This is a genomic window from Streptomyces sp. NPDC048419, assembly GCF_043200415.1.
GTDB lineage: Bacteria > Actinomycetota > Actinomycetes > Streptomycetales > Streptomycetaceae > Streptomyces.
Map to the genome: position 1 here is coordinate 12,969 of NZ_JBICXT010000019.1, position 20,324 is coordinate 33,292.

Here is a 20,324-nt window from a genome sequence, read left to right on the forward strand (position 1 = left end):
TGACGTGTGCGCGCGGGTCAGCCCTTGGACGCCTTCTTCTCGTCGGCGTCCTGGATGACCGCCTCGGCGACCTGCTGCATGGACATGCGGCGGTCCATCGAGGTCTTCTGGATCCAGCGGAAGGCGGCCGGCTCGCTCAGGCCGTACTCGGTCTGCAGGACCGACTTCGCGCGGTCGACCAGCTTGCGGGTCTCCAGACGCAGCGTCAGGTCGGCGACCTCCTTCTCCAGCTCCTTCAGCTCGGTGAAGCGGGAGACGGCCATCTCGATCGCGGGTACGACGTCGCTCTTGCTGAAGGGCTTCACGAGGTACGCCATCGCGCCGGCGTCCCGGGCGCGCTCGACGAGGTCGCGCTGGGAGAAGGCGGTGAGCATCAGCACCGGGGCGATGCTCTCCTCGGCGATCTTCTCCGCCGCCGAGATGCCGTCGAGCTTGGGCATCTTGACGTCGAGAATGACGAGGTCCGGCCGGTGCTCACGGGCGAGCTCGATGGCCTGCTCGCCGTCACCGGCCTCGCCGACGACGGAATAACCCTCTTCCTCGAGCATCTCTTTGAGGTCGAGCCGAATCAGGGCCTCGTCCTCCGCGATGACGACACGGGTCGTCATCGGAGGCACGTGCGACTTGTCCTCGTCGGGCGTGTCCACGGGCTGGGGCGACTCGGGGGCGGTCACGGGGGCTCCTTGTTACGGGCCGGGCAGGTACTGCTGCGAGCAGCCTACCTAGCTGCAGCTGTGTGCGGTGACCCGGTACACTCCTCTCGGGTTGTCCAGCCGGGTTGGCGCAACTGGTTGACGCGGAGGTCTCAAACACCTCTGTCCGCAAGGACGTGTGGGTTCGAATCCCATACCCGGCACCCATAAGCGGATGTCCACGTTCTCGTGAACATCCCGCTTTTGCTGCGTTTCGTCGCGATCAATCGCAGCAGTGTGGCCGCATGGAACAGCACAGCCCTTCGATTCGCGCCCAAGCCGTCGCACTCATGCGCCAAGGCACCCCGAACCGTGTGGTCGCGGAGAGTCTCAACATCCCGCGCGGCACCGTCGGCTGGTGGCGCACCGAGGACCGTGGAGCACGCGGCGAGACATACGAAGAGCCCACGGACTGCCCACAGTGCACGGGCCGCGAGGTCGACAAGGCCGCATACTCATATCTGCCGGGCTTCTGTCTTGGCGACGGCCACATCATCTCGAAGCGCAAGCAGCACCACCTGTCCATCTTCTGCAACGCGGCCCAGACCGGCCTCATTGCCGCCGCCGAAGAGGCCATGCGCAAAGTGATGCCGCTCCCCAGCGTCACGCGGCATCACAAGCCCGGCTGTGTCGAGGTGAAGTCGTACACGAAGCACTGGACCTGCCTATTCCCACAGCACGGCCCGGGCAGGAAACACAAGCGCTCGATCGTCCTCGAACCCTGGCAGCAGGAAATCGTCGACGCCCACCTCTGGGAATTCGTCCGCGGCCTCATCCACTCCGACGGCTGCCGCCTCACCAACTGGACGACTCGCCTCGTAGCCGGAGAGCGCAAGCGCTACGCATCCGCCGCCTCTACACCGACACCCTCGACAAGCTCGGCATCGACTGGACCCACTGCACCCGGCATGGGAACCCGTACAACATCTCTGTCGCCAAGAAGGCCGCAGTCTCCCTCCTCGACACCCACATAGGCCCCAAGCACTAGCCCCCTACTTGGGACTGTCGTCCTCGCCGACGTGATGCACCCGGACCATGTTGGTGGAGCCGGACACCCCGGGCGGTGAGCCCGCCGTGATGACCACGATGTCGCCCTTCTCGCAGCGGCCGTACTTCAGCAGCAGATCGTCGACCTGGTCGACCATCGCGTCCGTGGAGTCCACGGGCGGACCGAGGAACGTCTCCGCTCCCCACGTCAGGCTGAGCTGCGAGCGCGTGGCCGCCTCGGGCGTGAAGGCGAGCAGCGGGATCGGCGAGCGGTAGCGGGACATCCGGCGGGCGGTGTCGCCGGACTGGGTGAACGCGACCAGGAACCTCGCCCCGAGGAAGTCGCCCATCTCCGCCGCCGCGCGGGCCACCGCGCCGCCCTGTGTACGGGGCTTGTTGTGTTCGGTCAGTGGCGGCAGGCCCTTGGCGAGCAGGTCCTCCTCCGCCGCCTCGACGATCTTCGCCATCGTCCGGACCGTCTCCACGGGGTACTTGCCGACGCTCGTCTCGCCGGACAGCATCACCGCGTCCGTGCCGTCGATGACCGCGTTGGCCACGTCGCTCGCCTCGGCGCGCGTCGGCCGTGCGTTGTCGATCATCGAGTCGAGCATCTGGGTCGCCACGATCACCGGCTTGGCGTTGCGCCTCGCCAGCTTGATCGCGCGCTTCTGGACGAACGGGACCTGCTCCAGCGGCATCTCCACGCCCAGGTCCCCGCGGGCGACCATGATCCCGTCGAAGGCGGCGACGACGTCGTCGATCGCGTCGACCGCCTGCGGCTTCTCCACCTTGGCGATGACGGGCAGACGGCGGCCCTCCTCATCCATGATGCGGTGGACGTCCTCGATGTCGCGGCCGCTGCGGACGAAGGAGAGCGCGATGACGTCGAAGCCGGTGCGCAGCGCCCAGCGCAGGTCGGCCTCGTCCTTCGCGGAGAGGGCGGGGACGGAGACCGCGACGCCGGGGAGGTTCAGGCCCTTGTGGTCGGAGACCATGCCGCCCTCGACGACGGTGGTGCGGACATGCGGGCCGTCCACGGAGGTGACCTCCAGGCAGACCTTGCCGTCGTCGACCAGGATGCGCTCACCGGGAGTGACGTCACCGGCCAGTCCCGGATACGTGGTGCCGCAGGTGTGCCCGTTTCCCTCCGCGCCCTCTTCGACCGAGATGGTGAAGGTGTCGCCGCGTTCAAGGAGTACGGGGCCTTCCGCGAAACTGCCGAGCCGAATCTTCGGACCCTGAAGATCGGCGAGGAGTCCGACGCTGCGGCCGGTCTCGTCGGCGGCCTTGCGCACCCGCCGGTATCGCTCCTCGTGCTCGGCGTGACCGCCGTGGCTGAGGTTGAACCGGGCCACGTCCATTCCGGCGTCGACCAGCGCTTTGATCTGGTCGTACGAGTCGGTGGCGGGCCCCAGAGTACAGACGATCTTTGCTCGGCGCATGATTCGAGCCTAGACCTTACCGGCAGGTAGAGAATTGGCCGGGCATGACCACTCAACAACCTTTGGGTGAAGCGGTGTTGACAAGTATTGAATTGTGCAGCCGAGTGCTCTGATGAGCATTTCCCCGGTCACGGCCCTTTCCTCTGCCTAAATGCGCGGCGGATTCATGGTGAATCGGGCATTGACCGCTGCGTGCACCTTCTGGCGCTGGGGTTCGAGGTCGAGGGCCGGCGCGGTGTCCTCAGCGGCGCCGCCGTAGGCCATGGAGCGCATACGGCCGGAGGACTGGGGGTAGGGCTGGGCGTCCTCGGCGCCGATGTCGGCCAGCTCCACCAGGGCCGCCAGCGAGGTGCCGAGCGCCTCCGCGTACTCCCTGGCCCGCTGGACCGCCTCCTTCACCGCCTGCTGCCGGGCCTCGCGGTGGGCCGGCGAGTCGGGGCGCAGCGCCCACCAGGGGCCGTCCACCCGGGTCAGCTCCAGGTCGGCCAGGCGGGTGGTGAGCTCGCCGAGGGCGGTGAAGTCGGTCAGCTCGGCGGTGAGGTGGACCCGGCCGTGATAGGCGTGCACCCGTTCGCCGCGGCCCTTCTCCCTGAGCTCCGGGCTGATGGAGAAGGCGCCCGTCTCCAGGCGTTCCACCGCCTCACCGTATGCCTTGACCAGGTCCAGGGCGGTGGCGTTGCGCCGGGTGAGGTCGTCGAGGGCGGCGCGGCGGTCCTTGCCGCGGGAGGCGACCGTGATGCCGATACGGGCGATCTCGGGGTCGACCTCGAGACGCGCCTCGCCTCGGACGGCGATGCGGGGCGCGTCGGGGGTGCCGTAGGGGACGGCGGGGCGGGGGTCGTCCGCTGCAGGGAGGGTCATACGACCCACTCTGTCACCTTCCGTCGGCGAGCGGGATGAGCACCTGGGCCTGCCGTGCCTGCGGGATCCGCGGCGGCTGCCGGGACTGGTCGAGTCCGAAGGTGGTGAAGGCCGTTCGGCTGGGGAGCCGGTAAGTCTCCTCCCCCGTCAGGGAGTTGAGGATGGTGGCGCTGCGCCAGGCGGCGAGACCGAGGTCGGGGGCGCCGACGCCGTGGCTGTGTCGTTCGGCGTTCTGGACGTAGATGTGGCAGCCGGAGCCGCTGACGCAGGGGTCCAGCGCGAGACGGAACTGCTCGTCCACGCGCGGGCGTTCACGTTTGTCACGGCGCAGATAGGGGTCGAGTCCGGCCAGGAGCCGGTCGAGCGGGCGTTCGCGGTAGCCGGTGGCGAGGACGACGGCGTCGGTGGTCAGCCGGGAGCGGGTGTCCTGCTGCACATGCTCCAGGTGGAGTTCGACCTTGGTGGTGGCGATACGGCCCGCGGTGCGCACGCGGACGCCGGGCGTGAGGACGACGTCGGGCCAGCCGCCGTGCAGGGTGCGGCGGTAGAGCTCGTCGTGGATGGCGGCGACGGTGTCGGCGTCGATGCCCTTGTGGAGCTGCCACTGCCCCGTGACGAGACGGTCGCGGACGCCTTCGGGCAGGGCGTGGAAGTAGCGGGTGTAGTCGGGCGTGAAGTGCTCCAGGCCGAGCTTGGAGTACTCCATGGGCGCGAAGGCCTCGGTACGGCCCAGCCAGTGGAGCTTCTCGCGGGCGGCGGGGCGCGCGCGGAGCAGGTCGAGGAAGATCTCCGCGCCCGACTGCCCCGAGCCGATGACGGTGACGTGCTCGGCGCCGAGCAGCGCCTCGCGGTGGGCGAGGTAGTCGGCGGCGTGCACGACGGGCACGCCGGGCGCCTCGGCAAGGGGCTTGAGGGGTTCGGGGACGTAGGGCTCGGTGCCGATGCCGAGGGCGATGTTCCGGGTGTACGTGCGGCCGAGCGCCTCGGCCTCCCCGTCGGCGTCGAGCTGGGTGAAGTCGACCTCGAAGACGTCCCGTTCGGGGTTCCAGCGGACGGCGTCGACCTGGTGGCCGAAGTGGAGTCCGGGCAGGCTGTCCGCGACCCAGCGGCAGTAGGCGTCGTACTCCGCGCGCTGGATGTGGAAGCGCTCGGCGAAGTAGAAGGGGAAGAGGCGGTCGCGGGCCTTGAGGTGGTTGAGGAAGGTCCAGGCACTGGCGGGGTCGGCGAGGGTCACCAGGTCGGCCAGGAAGGGGACTTGGATCCGGGAGCCCTCGATGAGCAGGCCCGGGTGCCAGGCGAAGGAGGGGCGCTGGTCGTAGAAGACGATGTCGAGTCCGGCGAGCGGCTGGGCCAGGGCGGCGAGGGAGAGGTTGAACGGGCCGATGCCGATGCCGACCAGGTCGCGGGGGGCGTCGGGCTCGTGGCGAGGTGGGTGGGAGCGGGGGGTCGTGCTCATCGGGGGGAGGGTCCTTCCACGAGTGCGTCGGCTTCTTCTGCGGCCGTCACGGCCTTGTCGGCCTCTTCGGTGATCTGCTCGGCGGCCTCTTCGACGAGGGTGAGGAGGGCGGTCAGGTCGGCGGGGCTGGTGTCGGGGTTGAGCAGGGTGGCCTTGAGCCAGAGCCGGCCGTCCAGACGGGCCCGGCCGAGGACGGCGCGGCCCTGGTGGAGAAGGCTTCGGCGTACGGCGGCCACGGTGTCGTCGGTGGCGTGTGCGGGCCGGAACAGGACCGTGCTGATGGCGGGCCGGTCGTGGAGTTCGAAGGCGGGATGGTGCCGGACGAGGTCCGCGAACTCGCGTGCGCGGTCGCAGACCTTGTCGACGAGGGCGCCCAGACCGCTGCGGCCGAGGCTCTTCAGCGTGACCGCGATCTTGAGGATGTCGGGGCGGCGGGTGGTGCGCAGCGAACGGCCGAGGAGGTCGGGGAGGCCGGCCGCGGTGTCGTCGTCGGCGTTGAGGTAGTCGGCGTGGTGCTTCAGGGCGGCCAGGTCGCGGGGTTGGCGCACCGCGAGGAGTCCCGCGGCGACCGGCTGCCAGCCGAGTTTGTGCAGGTCGAGGGTGACGGTGTGGGCGCGCTCCAGACCGGCGAGCCGCTCGCGGAGGCGGTCGCTGAACAGCAGGCCCCCGCCGTAGGCGGCGTCGATGTGCAGCCGGGCGCGGTGGGTGGTGCACAGCGCGGCGATCTCGGGGAGGGGGTCGATGAGGCCCGCGTCGGTGGTGCCGGCGGTGGCCGCGACGAGGTGGGGCCCGGGCAGGGTGGTCAGGGCCTCGTCGAGGGCGGCGGGGTCGAGCGTGCCTGCGGGGGCGGGGACGATCACCGGGTCGGGCAGGCCGAGGAGCCAGGCGGCGCGGGGCAGTGAGTGATGGGCGTTCGCGCCGCAGACGAGGCGGACGCCGGCGCTGTGTCTCTCGCGGGCCAGCAGCAGGGCGAGGTGGTTGGACTCGGTGCCGCCGGTGGTGACGACGGCGTCCGAGGCGCTCGCCTCTCTGGCCAGCGCGCGGGTGACGAGGGCTTCCAGGGCGGAGGCGGCCGGTGCCTGGTCCCAGGAGTCCAGGGACGGGTTGAGGACGCTCGCGGCCAGGTCGGCGGCGGTGGCGACGGCCAGCGGCGGGCAGTGCAGATGGGCGGCGCAGTGCGGGTGGGCCGGATCGGCCGCGCCCTCCGCGAGGGCGTGCACGAGGACGCGCAGGGCGTCGGGGTCGCCGTCCTGCGGCAGTACGTCCCCGACGGCGGCGTGCAGGCGGGCGGTGACGGCGTCGGGTCCGCCGGCGGGCAGGGGGCCTCCGCGCGCCTGCGCGCCCGCCTCCAGCGCGTCGAGCACGGTGTCGAGCAGGGGGCGCAGGGCGTCGCGGCCTTCGGGGCCCGAGGCGAGGCTCGGTGTGCTCATGGGTTCCTCCCGGGCGCGCGGGCTGAGGGAGTTCCAGCTTGTACACAGATGCGTGCGCGTGCCCGAAGAGTCAACGATCGGAACCCGAAAGTGGGTATGCCCTGCGGCGCTTCCGCGGGGGGTCCGCGGTGAGCGCCGCAGGGCCGGACGGGCTGGGTTACGCCTCCCGCACCCGCAACGCCCGGGCCAGGTCGTCCAGTTGATCGATCAGCTTCCTCCGCAGCGACGGGATCGGCTTCGCGTCCGTCAGGCAGGTCTCGCCCAGGCTGAGGGTCTCCTGGTCGACGGCGTGGAGGGGGAAGGCCCAGCGGCCGGCGGCGTCGGCGATGGCGGGGCCTCTGCGGGCGGCCACGGCCACCGCGTCCTCGTAGTAGCGGGGGACGTAGTCCCGGACCAGGTCGGCCTGTTCGGGCTGCCAGAAGCCCTGGGCGGTGGCGATGAAGAGGTAGTTGGAGAGGTCGGTGCGGTCGTCGCCGCCGAACATGGCCTCCCAGGCACGCGCCTTGGCCTGCTCGTCGGGCAGGGAGGCGCGGCAGCGGGCCGCGCCCTCCTGGCCGGTGGCGGAGGGGTCGCGGTCCAGTTCGGCGGCGATGGCGGCCTCGTCGGTCGCGCCGAGGACGGCGAGGCGGGCGAGGACGCGCCAGCGCAGGTCGGGGTCGAGTTCGGGGCCGCCGGGGACGGTGCCTTCGGCGAGCCAGGCGGCGATGGTGTCGGGCTGTGCGGCCACGGCGATGAAGTGGCGTACGGCGATCAGGCGCAGGCCGGGGTTGTCGCCGTCCTCGGTGCGGCGGATGAGGTCGCGGCACAGGGAGGAGAGGGTGCTCAGGGCCGCCGGGCGCTCGTCGGCGGTGACGTAGCGGTCGGTGACCTGGGCGGAGGCGAAGGCCAGGACACCCTGCACGAGGGCCAGGTCCGTCTCGTGCGGGAGGTGCGTGCGGGCCGCCTCGAGGTAGGCCGTGGGCGGGAGTTGACCGTCCCGGACGGCGTCGCGCAGGGCGTTCCACACGACCGCGCGCGTGAGCGGGTCGGGCAGGCCGGACAGGCTGGTGCGGACCGCCGCGAAGGACTCCGCGTCGAAGCGGATCTTGGCGTAGGTGAGGTCGCCGTCGTTCAGCAGGAGCAGGGCCGGGCGCTTGCCGAGGGAGCGGGGTTCGGTCTGCGGGACGTCCAGGTCGACGCGCTCGCGCAGGGTGAGCTGCCCGCCGTCGTCGGAGACGTCCTGGTCGTAGAGGCCCACGGCGATGCGGTGCGGCCGGCTGCCGGCGTGCTCGACCTGGAGCGTGTACGGGCCCGAGTCGCCGCGGGTCACCACCGGGGTGAGCGTGTCGACCCCGGTGGTGCGCAGCCAGGCGTCGGCCCAGGCGTGCACGTCGCGCTCCGTGGCGGAGGCGAGGGAGTCGATGAAGTCGGCGAGGGTGGCGTTGGCGAACTTGTGGCGCGCGAAGTGGGTGTTGATGCCCGCGAGGAAGTCCTTCTCGCCGAGCCAGGCCACGAGCTGACGCAGTGCGGAGGCGCCCTTGGCGTAGGAGATGCCGTCGAAGTTGAGGAGGGCGGAGGCCGTGTCGTCGACGTTCTCCGGGGCTACGGGGTGGGTGGACGGGCGCTGGTCGGCGTCGTAGCCCCAGGACTTGCGGGCGACTCCGAAGTCGGTCCAGGTGTCGGCGAAGCGGGTCGCCTCGGTGAGGGTCTGGTAGCCCATGTACTCGGCGAAGGACTCGTTCAGCCAGATGTCGTCCCACCACCGGAGGGTGACGAGGTCGCCGAACCACATGTGGGCCATCTCGTGGGCGATGACCATGGCGCGGGTCTGCCGCTCGGTGTCGGTGACCGCGGAGCGGTAGACGAACTCGTCGCGGAAGGTGACCAGACCCGGGTTCTCCATCGCGCCGGCGTTGAACTCGGGGACGAACGCCTGGTCGTAGGAGTCGAAGGGGTACGGCTCCTGGAACTTCTCGTGGTAGCGGTCGTAGCACTGCTTGGTGATCTCGAAGAGCTCGTCGGCGTCCGCGTCCAGGTGGGGGGCGAGCGAGCGGCGGCAGTGCAGGCCGAAGGGCAGGCCGCGGTGCTCGGTGCGCACGGAGTGCCAGGGGCCGGCGGCCACGGCGACGAGGTAGGTCGACATCAGCGGGGTGGCGGCGGCCTGCCAGCGGCCCTCGCCGAGGTGTTCGGTGACGCCGTTGGCGAGGACGATCGAGCCTTCGGGGGCCTTGACCGTCAGCTCGAAGACGGACTTGAGGTCGGGCTGGTCGAAGGCGGCGAAGACGCGCTGCACGTCCTCCATGAACAGCTGCGTGTAGAGGTAGGTCTCGCCGTCGGTGGGGTCGGTGAAGCGGTGCATGCCCTCGCCGGTGCGGGAGTAGCGCATGCTCGCGTCGATGCGCAGCTCGTGCTCGCCCGCGGTGAGACCCTTCAGCGGCAGGCGGTTCTCGTGCAGGGTCCCGGGGTCGAGGGGCTGTCCGTCGAGCGTGGCCGAGCGCAGTTCGGCGGGCTTGAGCTCCACGAAGGTGTCCGCGTCCGCGTGCGCGCTGAACCGGATGACGGTGCGGGAGTCGAAGGTCTCGTCGCCGGTGGTCAGATCGAGGTCGATCGTGTAGCGGTGGACGTCGAGGAGCGTGGCACGGGTCTGCGCTTCGTTGCGCGTCAGTACGGACATGCAGGCAATGCTGCCTGATGCCACTGACAAGGCACAGGGGAAATCGGTACGCGAACGGTGCCCGCTCCCCCAGCGCGCTACCTCCGCTCCTCTTCGAGCTCTCCGTTGTGCGCCCGGTCGGCGCGCTGGACGGGGAGATGGGCGTCCGGGTGGGGCAGGGCGAGCGAGCGGGGCACGGGGTCTCCGGCCTCGTCGTGGTCCTTGACCAGAGCGCGCAGTTCGCGGACCTCCTGCTCCAGGTCGAGGAAGCGCCGGTGGGCGTCGTAGAGGTAGCGGACCTTGGTGCGCAGTGCCCACGGGTCGATGGGCTTGGTGACGAGGTCGGCGACGCCGAGTCCGAAGGCCGCGGAGGTCAGGAGGTGGTCGACGCCGAAGCCGGTGAGCAGGATGACCGGTATGTGCTGGGTCTGTTCCACCCGGCGCATGTAGCGGACCACGTCCAGGCCGCTGACGCCGGGCATGCGGACGTCGAGCAGCAGAAGGCCGACCTGCCCGCGGAGCACCTGCTTGAGGGCGTCGTCGCCGTTCGTGGCCCGTCCCAGCTGGTAGCCCAGCGGGGCCAGGGCGCTCTCCAGGGCGTACAGCGTGTCCTCGTGGTCGTCGACGATGAGGATCTTGGCATCCGGCATGGCCCGACGTCCCTCCCGCGTGGACAACCAGTTTATGACCGGAATGCTGACGTGGCGTGCTCGTCAGCTGACAAGGAGTGCACAGCGCAGCATGCCCCCTGTCGGCCGTGCTGTCACGCCCCCTGTGGCATCTGCCGAGGTCAATTGGCCGTCTGCGCGGACCCGTTCACGGTGTCCTCCGCGATGCGCTCGTGGTGACGGATCACTTCCGCGACGATGAAGTTCAGGAACTTCTCAGCGAACGCCGGGTCCAGCTTGGCGGCCTCCGCGAGGGCGCGCAGGCGCGCGATCTGGCGCGCCTCGCGGGCCGGGTCGGCGGGCGGCAGCCGGTGCGCGGCCTTGAGGTGGCCGACCTGCTGGGTGGCCTTGAAGCGCTCGGCGAGCATGTGGATGACGGCCGCGTCGATGTTGTCGATGCTGTCGCGCAGCCTGGCGAGTTCCGCGCGGACGGCAGGGTCGACGTCCTGGGTGCCGGTGTTGCTGGTGGTCATGGGCGTCCACCCTAAGGGGCGGGCCCGGGTGCGATCATCCCTGCGGGCCGGGTGAGGGGCCGATCCTGGGCGGATCGTCAGCGTCCGGCACCCGGTCGCTCCAGCCGCCGGGCACGGTGCGGTACTGCTGGGCGCGGAAGCGGACCGGGGGCATGCCGACGCGGCGGGTGAACAGGCGGGAGAAGTAGGCCGGATCGTCGTAGCCGACGCGGCGGGCGACGGCGGCGACGGGCAGTTCGGTGGCGGCGAGGAGCTCCTTGGCGCGGCCCAGGCGGATGCCGAGCAGATAGTCCTTGGGGCTGCATCCGGCCCCGCGGCGGACGGCGGTGCGCAGTTCGGCCGGGGTCATGCCGTGCCGGGCGGCGTGCTCGGCGACCGACATCGGCAGACAGGCGTCGCGGGCGAGGGCCTTGAGGACGGGGTCGCCGTCGGGGGCGAGGTCGGCGCGGGCGCGGCGCAGGGCGACGAGGAGCTCGTGGACGGCGGCGCCGGTCTCGACCTCCAGCAGCGGGTTGCCCTGGCGGGCTGCCCGGGCGATGCGCCCGATCACGCCGCGCGCGCCCGTGGCGTCCGAGAGGGGCACGACGGGGCGGTCCGGCTCGATGTAACCGAGTTCGGTGTACGCGGCGACGGCGGGCCCGGTGAAGACGACGAAGCCCTCGTCCCAGCCGCCGTCGGGGGCCGCCCCGTAGTGGTGCGGCACCCCGGGGGTGAGCCACAGCAGCGCGGGCGCGGTGACCTCCGTGCGGCGGCCGTCGGGTTCGAGGAACCAGCCGCCGCCCGCGCTGACGACGACGGCGACGTGGTGGTCGAGGGTGCGGGGACCGACGGTGGGCAGCGCGCCGTACTGCAGGCCGACGCCGAGGCAGACCAGGCCGAGCCGGTGGTGGGCCGGTCCGGGCGTGAAGAACCGCATCCAGGTGTGGTACATCCGCGCTCCGTGTGGCCGTGTTTCGGTCCAAGTAGCGGTGATCTTTGTCCATGGACGGGACGGCCGCAAAGGGGTGAGGGTTGAGCGCATGAGCGAGTTCGGGGTGGGGGACGCTGATTTCCTGCTGGACGGGCGGCCGGTGCGGCTGCTGTCCGGCGCGCTGCACTACTTCCGGGTGCACGAGGCGCACTGGGAGCACCGGCTGAGGATGCTGCGGGCGATGGGCCTCAACTGCGTGGAGACGTACGTCCCGTGGAACCTGCACGAGCCGCGGCCGGGCCGGTACCAGGACGTGCAGGCGCTCGGCCGCTTCCTGGACGCGGCCCGTCGGGCGGGGCTGTGGGCCATCGTGCGCCCGGGGCCGTACATCTGCGCCGAGTGGGAGAACGGCGGCCTGCCGCACTGGCTGACGGGCGAGCTGGGCTCGCGCGCGCGTACCCGCGACGAGACCTACCTGGGGTACGTGCGGGGCTGGTTCCATCACCTGCTGCACGAGATCGTGCCCCGGCAGATCGACCGCGGCGGCCCGGTGATCATGGTGCAGGTCGAGAACGAGTACGGCAGCTACGGCTCGGACGCGGCATATCTGCGCCGCCTGGCCGACCTGTTGCGGGAACAGGGAGTCACGGTCCCGCTGGTCACCTCCGACGGCCCGGAGGACCACATGCTCACCGGCGGTTCGATCCCCGGTGTGCTCGCCACGGTGAACTTCGGCTCCCACGCGCGCGAGGCGTTCGAGACGCTGCGCCGGTACCGCCGCGAGGGGCCGCTGATGTGCATGGAGTTCTGGTGCGGCTGGTTCGACCGCTGGGGCGGCGAGCACGCCACCCGCGACGCCGGGGACGCCGCGGCCGCCCTGCGGGAGATCCTGGAGTGCGGGGCCTCGGTCAACCTTTACATGGCGCACGGCGGCACCAGCTTCGCCGGCTGGGCGGGCGCCAACCGGGGCGGAGGTGACCTGCACGAGGGGCCCCTGGAGCCCGACGTGACGTCGTACGACTACGACGCCCCGATCGACGAGACGGGGCGTCCGACGGAGAAGTTCTGGCGCATGCGTGAGGTCCTCGCCGAGTACGCCGAGGGCCCGCTGCCCGAACCGCCGCCCCCGCCCGCGCCGTTGGGCGCGCCGGCCGACGTGCGCCTGACCGGCTGGGCGCCGCTTGACGTCGTACTGGAGGCGCGCGGAGGCCCGGAGAAGGCGGCTCCCGTGCCACCCACCTTCGAGGAACTGGACGTGGACCGGGGTCTCGTGCGGTACGCCGTGACGGTGCCCGGCCCGCGGCAGCCGTATCCGCTGATCGCACGCGGCCTGCGGGACCTGGCCGTGGTGTACGTCGACGGCGAGCGGGCCGGTGTGCTCGGCGAGGGCGACGAGCAGCTCAAGGAGCCCGTCGCCGGGCACGCGCGCGTGGAGCTGTGGGTGGAGTCCCTGGGGCGGGTCAATTACGGGCCGCGCAGCGGCGAGCCCAAGGGCATCACCGGTGGCCTGCTGCACGAGCGGCAGTATCTGCACGACGTACGCGCGCGTGGACTGCGTCTGGACGCGCTCGACGACATCGGGGACGTCCCCTTCGGGCCGCTTCCCGAGCATGAGGGCCCGGGGCTGTACCGGGGCACCGTCACGGTGCGCGGCGCCGGCGACGCACGGCTCGAGCTGCCTGGCCGGAGCCGTGGGTTCGCCTGGATCAACGGGTTCAATCTGGGCCGCTACTGGTCCGTCGGGCCGCAGCGCTCGCTGTACGTGCCCGGCCCGGTGCTGCGCGAGGGCGAGAACGAGGTGTGGCTGCTGGAGCTGGACGGTTCGGACCCGGCCGGGACGGGGAGCGTCTTGCTGCGGACTCTCTAGGGGACTCCCCGTAGAGTGGAACCGGGTGCAGGTCGTCCTGGGGGTCAGGCGTGGCGAACGGCGGACCGGTCGAGCACGGCTTCCCACATCTGGAGAAGGTGCGGGACGCCATCACCGCGCTCTACAGACGGCTGTCGTACGACACGATCCGGACGTTCTCCAGCAGCGTCGCCCCCGCCGACGTGGCGTTCGTCGACACGGACGACATCTATCTGGGCGCCCAGCGGGTTGCCCACGAGCTCGTACGGCACTACCGCCTCCCGGACGCCCGCCTGATCGTCAGCTTCCGGGAGATGGAGCACGCGGCGAACATCGAACTCGCCGCGGGCCCCGAGTACTTCGTCGAGCTGAACGACCGCTTCCGCACCCATCGGCGCGACATCGGGGCCGCGCTGGCCCACGAGATCATGCACGTCTATCTGCACCGGCTCGACCTGTCGTTCCCCGGCACCCGCGACAACGAGATCCTGACGGACACGGCGACGACCTATCTGGGGGCGGGCTGGCTGCTGCTGGACGCCTACCGCGAGGACTCGGCGTCCTCCCAGAAGCTCGGCTATCTGACACCCGAGGAGTTCGGCTACGTCCTGGCGAAGCGGGCGCTGATCTTCGACGAGGACCCGTCGATCTGGTTCACCAGCCCGCAGGCCTACGAGGCCTACAACCGCGGCATGGCCAAGGCCCGCCACGACGAGCAGCAGCCCCCGCTGACGGCGGCCGGCTGGGCGGGGCGGCGGCGCTACGCCCGTGATCGCCGGCATGCCCAGGACCAGCACGCCCCTGCGTCGCACCCCGGCGTGCCGTATTCGTTCAGCCCTGACGGCCGCGGTCCGCTGCGGGTGTCGTTCCCCTGTCCCACGTGTCATCAGCGGATCCGGGTGCCCGTGCGGGGGCGTGTCCGCGCGCGGTGCGGGTTGTGCCGGACCGTGCTGGAGTGCGACACGTAGCCGGCTGGGGGTGCGGCCAGGTCCGGGGGCTGCCCTCAGGCCCCGTAGACCGCCCTTGGCGCCTCCGCCTCCGCGAGCAGTTTCAGTGCCGTCTCCCCCGCCTCGGCCGGGCTCCACCGGGCGCCCTTGTCGGCGCTCGGGCCGGGGCGCCAGCCCTCCATGACCGTGATCCGGCCGCCCTCCGCCTCGAAGACGCGGCCGGTCACGCCGGCGCTCGCGGCGGAGCCGAGCCAGACGACGAGGGGGGAGACGTTGCCGGGGGCCATCGCGTCGAAGCCGGTGGCCGGTGCCGCCATCGTCCCGGCGAAGGTGCGTTCCGTCATCCGGGTCCGGGCCGCGGGCGCGATCGCGTTGACCTGGACGCCATAGCGGGCCAGTTCGGCCGCCGCGACCAGCGTCAGGCCTACGATGCCCGCCTTCGCGGCGCTGTAGTTCCCCTGCCCGACCGACCCCAACAGGCCTGCTCCGCTGCTGGTGTTGATGATCCGGGCCGTCGGCGTGCGTCCCGCCTTGGCCTCCGTGCGCCAGTGGGCGGCGGCGTGCCTCAGCGGCAGGAAGTGGCCCGTGAGATGAACGCGCAGCACGTCGTCCCAGTCGTCCTCGTCGAGGTTGACCAGCATCCGGTCGCGCAGGAAGCCGGCGTTGCTGACGAGGGTGTCGAGGCGGCCGTACGCCTCCAGGGCGGCCGCGATCAGGGACGCCGCCCCTTCGGTGGTCGCGATGTCGCCGCCGTGCGCGACCGCCTCGCCGCCCGCCGCGCGGATCTCGTCCACGACCTGCCCGGCGGGGCTGTCGGCGCCGGGCGCGCCGTCCAGCCCCACACCCAGATCGTTCACCACGACCCGCGCCCCCTCCGCCGCGAACGCGAGCGCGTGCGCCCGTCCGAGACCGCGCCCCGCACCGGTCACGACGACCACCCGACCGTCGCAGATTCCGTTCATCTCACGCCTCCTTGTTGGCGGTTGCCGCATCGAGGAAGGCCGGCCGCTCCCCGCCCCCGTGCACGAGCAGGCTCGCCCCGCTGATGTAGGCGGCGGAGTCCGAGGCGAGGAAGACGGCGGCGGCGCCGACGTCGGCGGGCGTGGCCATCCGGCCGAGCGGCACCGTGCGCGAGACGGCCTCGATGCCGTCCTCGTCGCCGTAGTGGAGAGCGGACAGTTCGGTGCGGACCATGCCGACGACGAGGGTGTTGACGCGGACCTCCGGCGCCCATTCCACCGCCATCGAGCGGGCGAGGTTCTCCAGGCCCGCCTTCGCCGCGCCGTAGGCGGCCGTGCCGGGCGAGGGGCGGGTGCCGCTCACACTGCCGATCATCACCACCGATCCTTCGGCGCGCCGCAGTTGCTCGTAGGCGGCGAGCGAGGCCGTCAGCGGGGTGATGAGGTTGAGCTCGACGACCCGGGCGTGCCACTCGGCCCCGGACCGGTCGAGGGGGCGGTACGGGGCGCCGCCCGCGTTGTTCACCAGCACGTCGACCCGGGGCAGTTGGGCGAAGAAGGCGTGCACGGCGTCCGGGTCGCGCAGGTCGACGGGAAAGAACTCCGTCTTTTCGATCGGCTCTTGGGGCGGTCTGCGGGCGCAGGTCACGACGTCCGCTCCGGCCTCGGCGAACGCCCTCGCGACCCCCGCCCCGACGCCGCGGGTGCCGCCGGTGACGACCGCGACCTTCCCGTTCAGTCCCATGCGCGGCTACCCTTCACCTAACAAACGTTTGGTGGAAAGGTAGCTGATGCGCCCATGAGTGTCTCCACCTCGTCCCCGGAAAAAGGGCCCGAAAAAGAGCGGATCGCCGTCGTGACGGTCGACTTCCCGCCGGTGAACGCGCTGCCGGTGGAAGGCTGGTACGCCCTGGCCGACGCCGTGCGCGCGGCGGGCCGCGACCCGCGGGTGCGGTGCGTGCTGCTGACCGCCGAGGGGCGTGGGTTCAACGCGGGCGTGGACATCAAGGAGATACAGGCCAAGGGGCAGAGCGCCCTGGTCGGCGCCAACCGTGGCTGCTACGAGGCGTTCGCGGCGGTGTACGAGTGCGCGGTGCCCGTGGTGGCGGCGGTGCAGGGCTTCTGCCTGGGCGGCGGCATCGGCCTGGTGGGGAACGCCGACGTGATCGTGGCGAGCGAGGACGCCGTCTTCGGCCTGCCCGAGCTGGACCGGGGCGCCCTTGGCGCGGCCACGCATCTGGCCCGTCTGGTCCCGCAGCACCTGATGCGCGCGCTGTACTACACCTCCGGCACGGTGAGCGCGGCCGAGCTGCACCGGCACGGATCGGTGTGGCGGGTGGTGCCGCGCGAGGAACTGCACGCCTCCGCGCTGGAGTTGGCGCGGGAGATAGCCGCCAAGGACGGCGAGCTGGTGCGGCTGGCCAAGGCCGCCATCAACGGCATCGACCCGGTCGACGTACGCCGCAGCTACCGCTTCGAGCAGGGCTTCACCTACGAGGCAAGCACCCTCGGGGTCGCCGACCGGGTGCGGGACGCCTTCGGGAAGGAGGACGCGCGGTGACCGACAAGACGATGACCGCCGAGCAGGCCGTCTCCCGGCTGGCGAGCGGCATGACCCTCGGCATCGGCGGCTGGGGTTCGCGCCGCAAGCCCATGGCCCTGGTCGGAGCGCTGCTGCGGTCCGCCGTCACGGACCTCACGGTGGTCTCCTACGGCGGCCCCGACGTCGGCATGCTCGCGGCCGCGGGACGGATCCGGAAACTGGTCGCCCCCTTCGTCACCCTCGACTCGATCCCGCTGGAACCGCACTACCGCGCGGCCCGGGAGTCCGGCGCCCTCGAGCTGATGGAGCTCGACGAGGCGATGTTCATGTGGGGGCTGCACGCGGCGGCCAACCGGCTGCCGTTCCTGCCGGTGCGGGCCGGGATCGGCTCGGACGTGATGCGGGTCAACCCCGGTCTGCGGACGGTCACTTCGCCCTACGAGGACGGGGAGACGTTCGTGGCGATGCCCGCCCTGCGCCTCGACGCGGCCCTGGTGCACGTCAATCGCGCCGACCGGCTGGGCAACGGGCAGTATCTGGGCCCGGACCCGTACTTCGACGACCTGTTCTGCGAGGCGGCGGACGCGGCGTACGTCAGCTGCGAACGGATCGTCGACACGGCCGAGTTGACGAAGGAGGCGGCGCCCCAGACGCTGCTCGTCCAGCGGCACACGGTGACCGGCGTCGTGGAGGCCCCGAACGGCGCGCACTTCACCTCCTGCGCTCCCGACTACGAGCGGGACGAGGCGGCGCAACAGGAGTACGCGACCACGCCCTGGCCGGAGTTCGCCGAGCGGTACCTCACCTCGCCCGAGGAGGCCGGATCATGACCGGTACCCGCGCCCCTGTTCTTGCGCCCACCCGCGCCGAGTACTGCGTGATCGCCTGCGCCGAGGCATGGCGGGGGAACGGCGAGGTGCTGGCCAGCCCCATGGGCCTGATCCCCGCCGTCGGCGCCCGGCTGGCCCGGCTCACCTTCGCACCGGACCTGCTGCTGACCGACGGCGAGGCGCTGCTCGTCCGCCCGGACGGGACGGCCGAGGGCTGGCTGCCCTACCGCCGGCACCTCGCCCTGGTCACCGGCGGCCGGCGGCACGTGATGATGGGAGCGAGCCAGATCGACCGGTTCGGCAACCAGAACATCTCGTGCATCGGTGACTGGGCGCGGCCGAAGCGGCAGCTGCTGGGCGTGCGCGGTGCGCCCGTCAACACGCTGAACAATCCCACCAGTTACTGGGTCCCCAGGCACTCCCGGCGGGTCTTCGTCGAGCGGGTCGACATGGTGTGCGGGGTCGGCTACGACCACGCGGACGGGGCGCGCTACCACCGCATCCCACGGGTCGTCTCCGACCTGGGCGTCTTCGACTTCGCCACGCCCGACCACTCGATGCGGCTGGTGTCCCTGCACCCCGGTGTCACGCTGGAGCAGGTCAGGGAAGCGACCTCCTTCGATCTGTCCGTCCCGGACGAGGTCCCGGCGACCCGCGAACCCACCGCCGAGGAGCTCCGTCTCGTCCGCGAGGTGCTCGACCCGGACAACACTCGTTCCAGGGAGGTCGCTTCGTGATGCGGACCGCGCTCACCCGGCTGATCGGCGTGCGGCACCCGATCGTGCAGACCGGCATGGGCTGGGTGGCGGGGCCACGCCTGGTCTCCGCGACGGCGAACGCGGGCGCACTCGGCATCCTGGCCTCCGCGACCAACACCGAGGAGCCGTGCCCCGTCCGCGAGACGCTCGACCCGGACAACAACCGTTCCACGGAGGTCGCTTCGTGATGCGGACCGCGCTCACCCGGCTGATCGGCGTGCGGCACCCGATCGTGCAGACCGGCATGGGCTGGGTGGCGGGGCCACGCCTGGTCTCCGCGACGGCGAACGCGGGCGCACTCGGCATCCTGGCCTCCGCGACCATGACCACCGACCGGCTGCGCGCGGCGATCCAGGAGGTCAGGGCCCGTACCGACGCGCCCTTCGGGGTCAATCTCCGCGCCGACGCCTCGGACGCCGGCGACCGGGTGCGCATCATGATCGAGGAGGGCGTACGGGTGGCGTCCTTCGCGCTGGCCCCCTCCCCCGAGCTGATCGCGGAGCTGAAGGAGGCGGGCGTGGTCGTCATCCCCTCCGTCGGCGCCCGGCGGCACGCCGAGAAGGTCGCGGCCTGGGGCGCGGACGCCGTGATCGTGCAGGGCGGCGAGGGCGGCGGGCACACCGGCGAGGTCGCCACGACCGTGCTGCTGCCGCAGGTGGTGGACGCGGTGCGGATACCGGTCGTGGCTGCGGGCGGCTTCTTCGACGGACGGGGCCTGGTCGCGGCCCTGGCCTACGGGGCGGCCGGGGTCGCCATGGGCACGCGGTTCCTGCTCACCTCGGACTCGACGGTTCCGGACGCGGTGAAGGCGCGGTATCTGGCGGCGACGGTCAAGGACGTCACCGTGACGACGGCGGTGGACGGACTGCCGCACCGGATGCTCCGCACGGACCTGGTGAACTCGCTGGAGAACTCCGGCCGTACGAAGACCCTGGTGCGCTCCGTGCGCCGGGCTGCCGGGTTCCGGAAGCTGTCGGGGCTCACCTGGCGGCAGATGGTGCGCGACGGACTCGCCCTCAAGCACGGCAAGGAGCTGTCCTGGAGCCAGGTCCTGCTCGCCGCGAACACCCCGATGCTGCTCAAGTCCGCGATGGTGGACGGCCGTTCGGACCTCGGTGTGATGGCGTCCGGTCAGGTCGCGGGAGTCATCGAGGACCTGCCCTCGTGCGCGGAACTGGTCACCGGCGTGATGACGCAGGCGGAGGAAATCCTGGGCGCGCTGTCGACGGGCGGTGCTTCAATGCGCGCATGACGGAGACGATCAAAGAACCCTGGGGCCTCAGTGTTTTCGGTGCGGGCAGCGTGCGGGTCGAACCGCAGCTCGTCCGGGTGAAGTTGACGGTGGACGTGCTGGAACCCGGCCCGGACAAGGCGTTCCAGGAGGCGGGCGCGGCCGTGGCACGGCTGCGCGAGGTGCTGCGCGGCCACCGGATACCGGACGCCTCGGTGTCGGGCTCACGGCTCAAGCTCAGTTCGGACTACGACGGCTACGGCGGCGAGCGGAAGTTCCTCGGCTACCGCTGCCGGGCCTCGTACGTCATCGAGACCGAGGCGCTCGACGACCTCCAGCAGCTGATCGTGGACGCCGTCGACGCCGGGGCGCACCAGATCGACAGCGTCGAGTTCGACGTGCACGACAAGCCGGCACTGCGGGACGAGGCGCGGCGCCAGGCGGTGGCGGCCGCCCGGCGCAAGGCCGAGGTGTACACGGAGGCGGCCGGGGTGCGGATCGGCCCGGTGGTGCACATCCAGGACGTGGACTCGGAGTCCTACGAGTTCCGCCAGTACCGTGGCCACGGCGGCGGAGGCGGCAACTCGTCGGGCGATCTGGCGCCGGGCATGGTGGAGGTGTCCGCGGGCGTGCTGCTGGGGTTCGCCCTCGGCCGCTGA

19 protein-coding genes, 1 tRNA gene and 1 pseudogene are annotated in these 20,324 nt (G+C 71.6%); 10 read left to right on the forward strand and 11 right to left on the reverse strand.

The window, feature by feature from the left end; all coding sequences use genetic code 11:
• Positions 1 to 17 precede the first annotated feature (17 nt).
• Positions 18 to 674 carry an ANTAR domain-containing response regulator gene (locus ACGFYN_RS32630; protein ID WP_393869520.1) on the reverse strand — a complete coding sequence of 219 codons (657 nt, stop codon included), beginning with the start codon at positions 672 to 674 and terminating at the stop codon, positions 18 to 20.
• A 98-nt stretch (positions 675 to 772) separates the two neighbouring features.
• Between ACGFYN_RS32630 and ACGFYN_RS32635 the strand changes: the two genes are divergently transcribed.
• Both ACGFYN_RS32635 and ACGFYN_RS32640 read left to right on the forward strand, forming a co-directional pair.
• Positions 773 to 856 (forward strand) — tRNA-Leu (locus ACGFYN_RS32635).
• An 81-nt stretch (positions 857 to 937) separates the two neighbouring features.
• Positions 938 to 1,680 (forward strand): annotated as a pseudogene (locus tag ACGFYN_RS32640) (helix-turn-helix domain-containing protein).
• Positions 1,681 to 1,684: 4 nt separating this feature from the next.
• Here the strand turns inward: ACGFYN_RS32640 and pyk are convergent.
• The 8 genes from pyk to ACGFYN_RS32680 form a co-directional block, all read right to left on the reverse strand.
• Positions 1,685 to 3,121: a pyruvate kinase gene (gene pyk / locus ACGFYN_RS32645; protein ID WP_393869521.1), complete on the reverse strand. Its 1,437-nt coding sequence runs from the start codon at positions 3,119 to 3,121 to the stop codon at positions 1,685 to 1,687.
• Between the two features lie 147 nt (positions 3,122 to 3,268).
• Positions 3,269 to 3,982, reverse strand: a complete 714-nt coding sequence (locus tag ACGFYN_RS32650) for an SIMPL domain-containing protein (protein WP_393869522.1) — start codon at positions 3,980 to 3,982, stop codon at positions 3,269 to 3,271.
• Positions 3,983 to 3,995: 13 nt separating this feature from the next.
• Positions 3,996 to 5,438 (reverse strand): lysine N(6)-hydroxylase/L-ornithine N(5)-oxygenase family protein, encoded by a 1,443-nt coding sequence (locus tag ACGFYN_RS32655; protein ID WP_393869523.1) that lies wholly within the window; start codon positions 5,436 to 5,438, stop codon positions 3,996 to 3,998.
• Positions 5,435 to 6,868: a pyridoxal phosphate-dependent decarboxylase family protein gene (locus tag ACGFYN_RS32660; protein ID WP_393869524.1), complete on the reverse strand. Its 1,434-nt coding sequence runs from the start codon at positions 6,866 to 6,868 to the stop codon at positions 5,435 to 5,437. Before ACGFYN_RS32660 ends, ACGFYN_RS32655 begins: the two co-directional genes overlap by 4 nt.
• 157 nt (positions 6,869 to 7,025) lie before the next feature.
• A complete protein-coding gene (gene pepN, locus ACGFYN_RS32665; protein WP_393869525.1) occupies positions 7,026 to 9,521 on the reverse strand; it encodes an aminopeptidase N in 2,496 nt (831 codons plus the stop codon).
• A 77-nt stretch (positions 9,522 to 9,598) separates the two neighbouring features.
• On the reverse strand, positions 9,599 to 10,150 hold the full coding sequence (locus ACGFYN_RS32670; protein WP_393869526.1) for a two-component system response regulator: 552 nt from the start codon (positions 10,148 to 10,150) through the stop codon (positions 9,599 to 9,601).
• A 140-nt stretch (positions 10,151 to 10,290) separates the two neighbouring features.
• A complete protein-coding gene (locus ACGFYN_RS32675) occupies positions 10,291 to 10,641 on the reverse strand; it encodes a chorismate mutase (protein ID WP_393869527.1) in 351 nt (116 codons plus the stop codon).
• Between the two features lie 34 nt (positions 10,642 to 10,675).
• On the reverse strand, positions 10,676 to 11,572 hold the full coding sequence (locus ACGFYN_RS32680; RefSeq protein ID WP_393869528.1) for a helix-turn-helix domain-containing protein: 897 nt from the start codon (positions 11,570 to 11,572) through the stop codon (positions 10,676 to 10,678).
• An 88-nt stretch (positions 11,573 to 11,660) separates the two neighbouring features.
• Here ACGFYN_RS32680 and ACGFYN_RS32685 point away from each other — a divergent pair, with 88 nt between their 5' ends.
• A complete protein-coding gene (locus ACGFYN_RS32685) occupies positions 11,661 to 13,418 on the forward strand; it encodes a beta-galactosidase (RefSeq protein WP_393869529.1) in 1,758 nt (585 codons plus the stop codon).
• Positions 13,419 to 13,468: 50 nt separating this feature from the next.
• Positions 13,469 to 14,365: a hypothetical protein gene (locus tag ACGFYN_RS32690; protein WP_393869530.1), complete on the forward strand. Its 897-nt coding sequence runs from the start codon at positions 13,469 to 13,471 to the stop codon at positions 14,363 to 14,365.
• A gap of 35 nt (positions 14,366 to 14,400) precedes the next feature.
• Here the strand turns inward: ACGFYN_RS32690 and ACGFYN_RS32695 are convergent, their stop codons facing one another.
• Both ACGFYN_RS32695 and ACGFYN_RS32700 read right to left on the reverse strand, forming a co-directional pair.
• Positions 14,401 to 15,306 (reverse strand): SDR family oxidoreductase, encoded by a 906-nt coding sequence (locus ACGFYN_RS32695; RefSeq protein WP_393869531.1) that lies wholly within the window; start codon positions 15,304 to 15,306, stop codon positions 14,401 to 14,403.
• Between the two features lies 1 nt (position 15,307).
• On the reverse strand, positions 15,308 to 16,048 hold the full coding sequence (locus tag ACGFYN_RS32700) for an SDR family oxidoreductase (RefSeq protein WP_393869532.1): 741 nt from the start codon (positions 16,046 to 16,048) through the stop codon (positions 15,308 to 15,310).
• A gap of 54 nt (positions 16,049 to 16,102) precedes the next feature.
• Between ACGFYN_RS32700 and ACGFYN_RS32705 the strand changes: the two genes are divergently transcribed.
• From ACGFYN_RS32705 to ACGFYN_RS32730, 6 genes are read left to right on the forward strand one after another with little or no spacing between them, the layout of a single operon-like run.
• Positions 16,103 to 16,864 (forward strand): enoyl-CoA hydratase family protein, encoded by a 762-nt coding sequence (locus ACGFYN_RS32705; RefSeq protein ID WP_393869533.1) that lies wholly within the window; start codon positions 16,103 to 16,105, stop codon positions 16,862 to 16,864.
• A complete protein-coding gene (locus ACGFYN_RS32710; RefSeq protein ID WP_393869534.1) occupies positions 16,861 to 17,676 on the forward strand; it encodes a CoA transferase subunit A in 816 nt (271 codons plus the stop codon). The genes ACGFYN_RS32705 and ACGFYN_RS32710 overlap by 4 nt, the downstream gene beginning before the upstream one ends.
• The gene (locus tag ACGFYN_RS32715; protein WP_393869535.1) at positions 17,673 to 18,413 is read left to right on the forward strand and encodes a CoA-transferase subunit beta; all 741 of its coding nucleotides are present in this window, start codon (positions 17,673 to 17,675) and stop codon (positions 18,411 to 18,413) included. Before ACGFYN_RS32710 ends, ACGFYN_RS32715 begins: the two co-directional genes overlap by 4 nt.
• Positions 18,413 to 18,622 (forward strand): nitronate monooxygenase, encoded by a 210-nt coding sequence (locus tag ACGFYN_RS32720; protein ID WP_393869670.1) that lies wholly within the window; start codon positions 18,413 to 18,415, stop codon positions 18,620 to 18,622. The genes ACGFYN_RS32715 and ACGFYN_RS32720 overlap by 1 nt, the downstream gene beginning before the upstream one ends.
• Positions 18,622 to 19,686, forward strand: coding sequence for an NAD(P)H-dependent flavin oxidoreductase (locus ACGFYN_RS32725; RefSeq protein WP_393869671.1), 1,065 nt, complete (start codon positions 18,622 to 18,624; stop codon positions 19,684 to 19,686). Before ACGFYN_RS32720 ends, ACGFYN_RS32725 begins: the two co-directional genes overlap by 1 nt.
• Positions 19,683 to 20,324 carry an SIMPL domain-containing protein gene (locus tag ACGFYN_RS32730; protein WP_393869536.1) on the forward strand — a complete coding sequence of 214 codons (642 nt, stop codon included), beginning with the start codon at positions 19,683 to 19,685 and terminating at the stop codon, positions 20,322 to 20,324. The genes ACGFYN_RS32725 and ACGFYN_RS32730 overlap by 4 nt, the downstream gene beginning before the upstream one ends.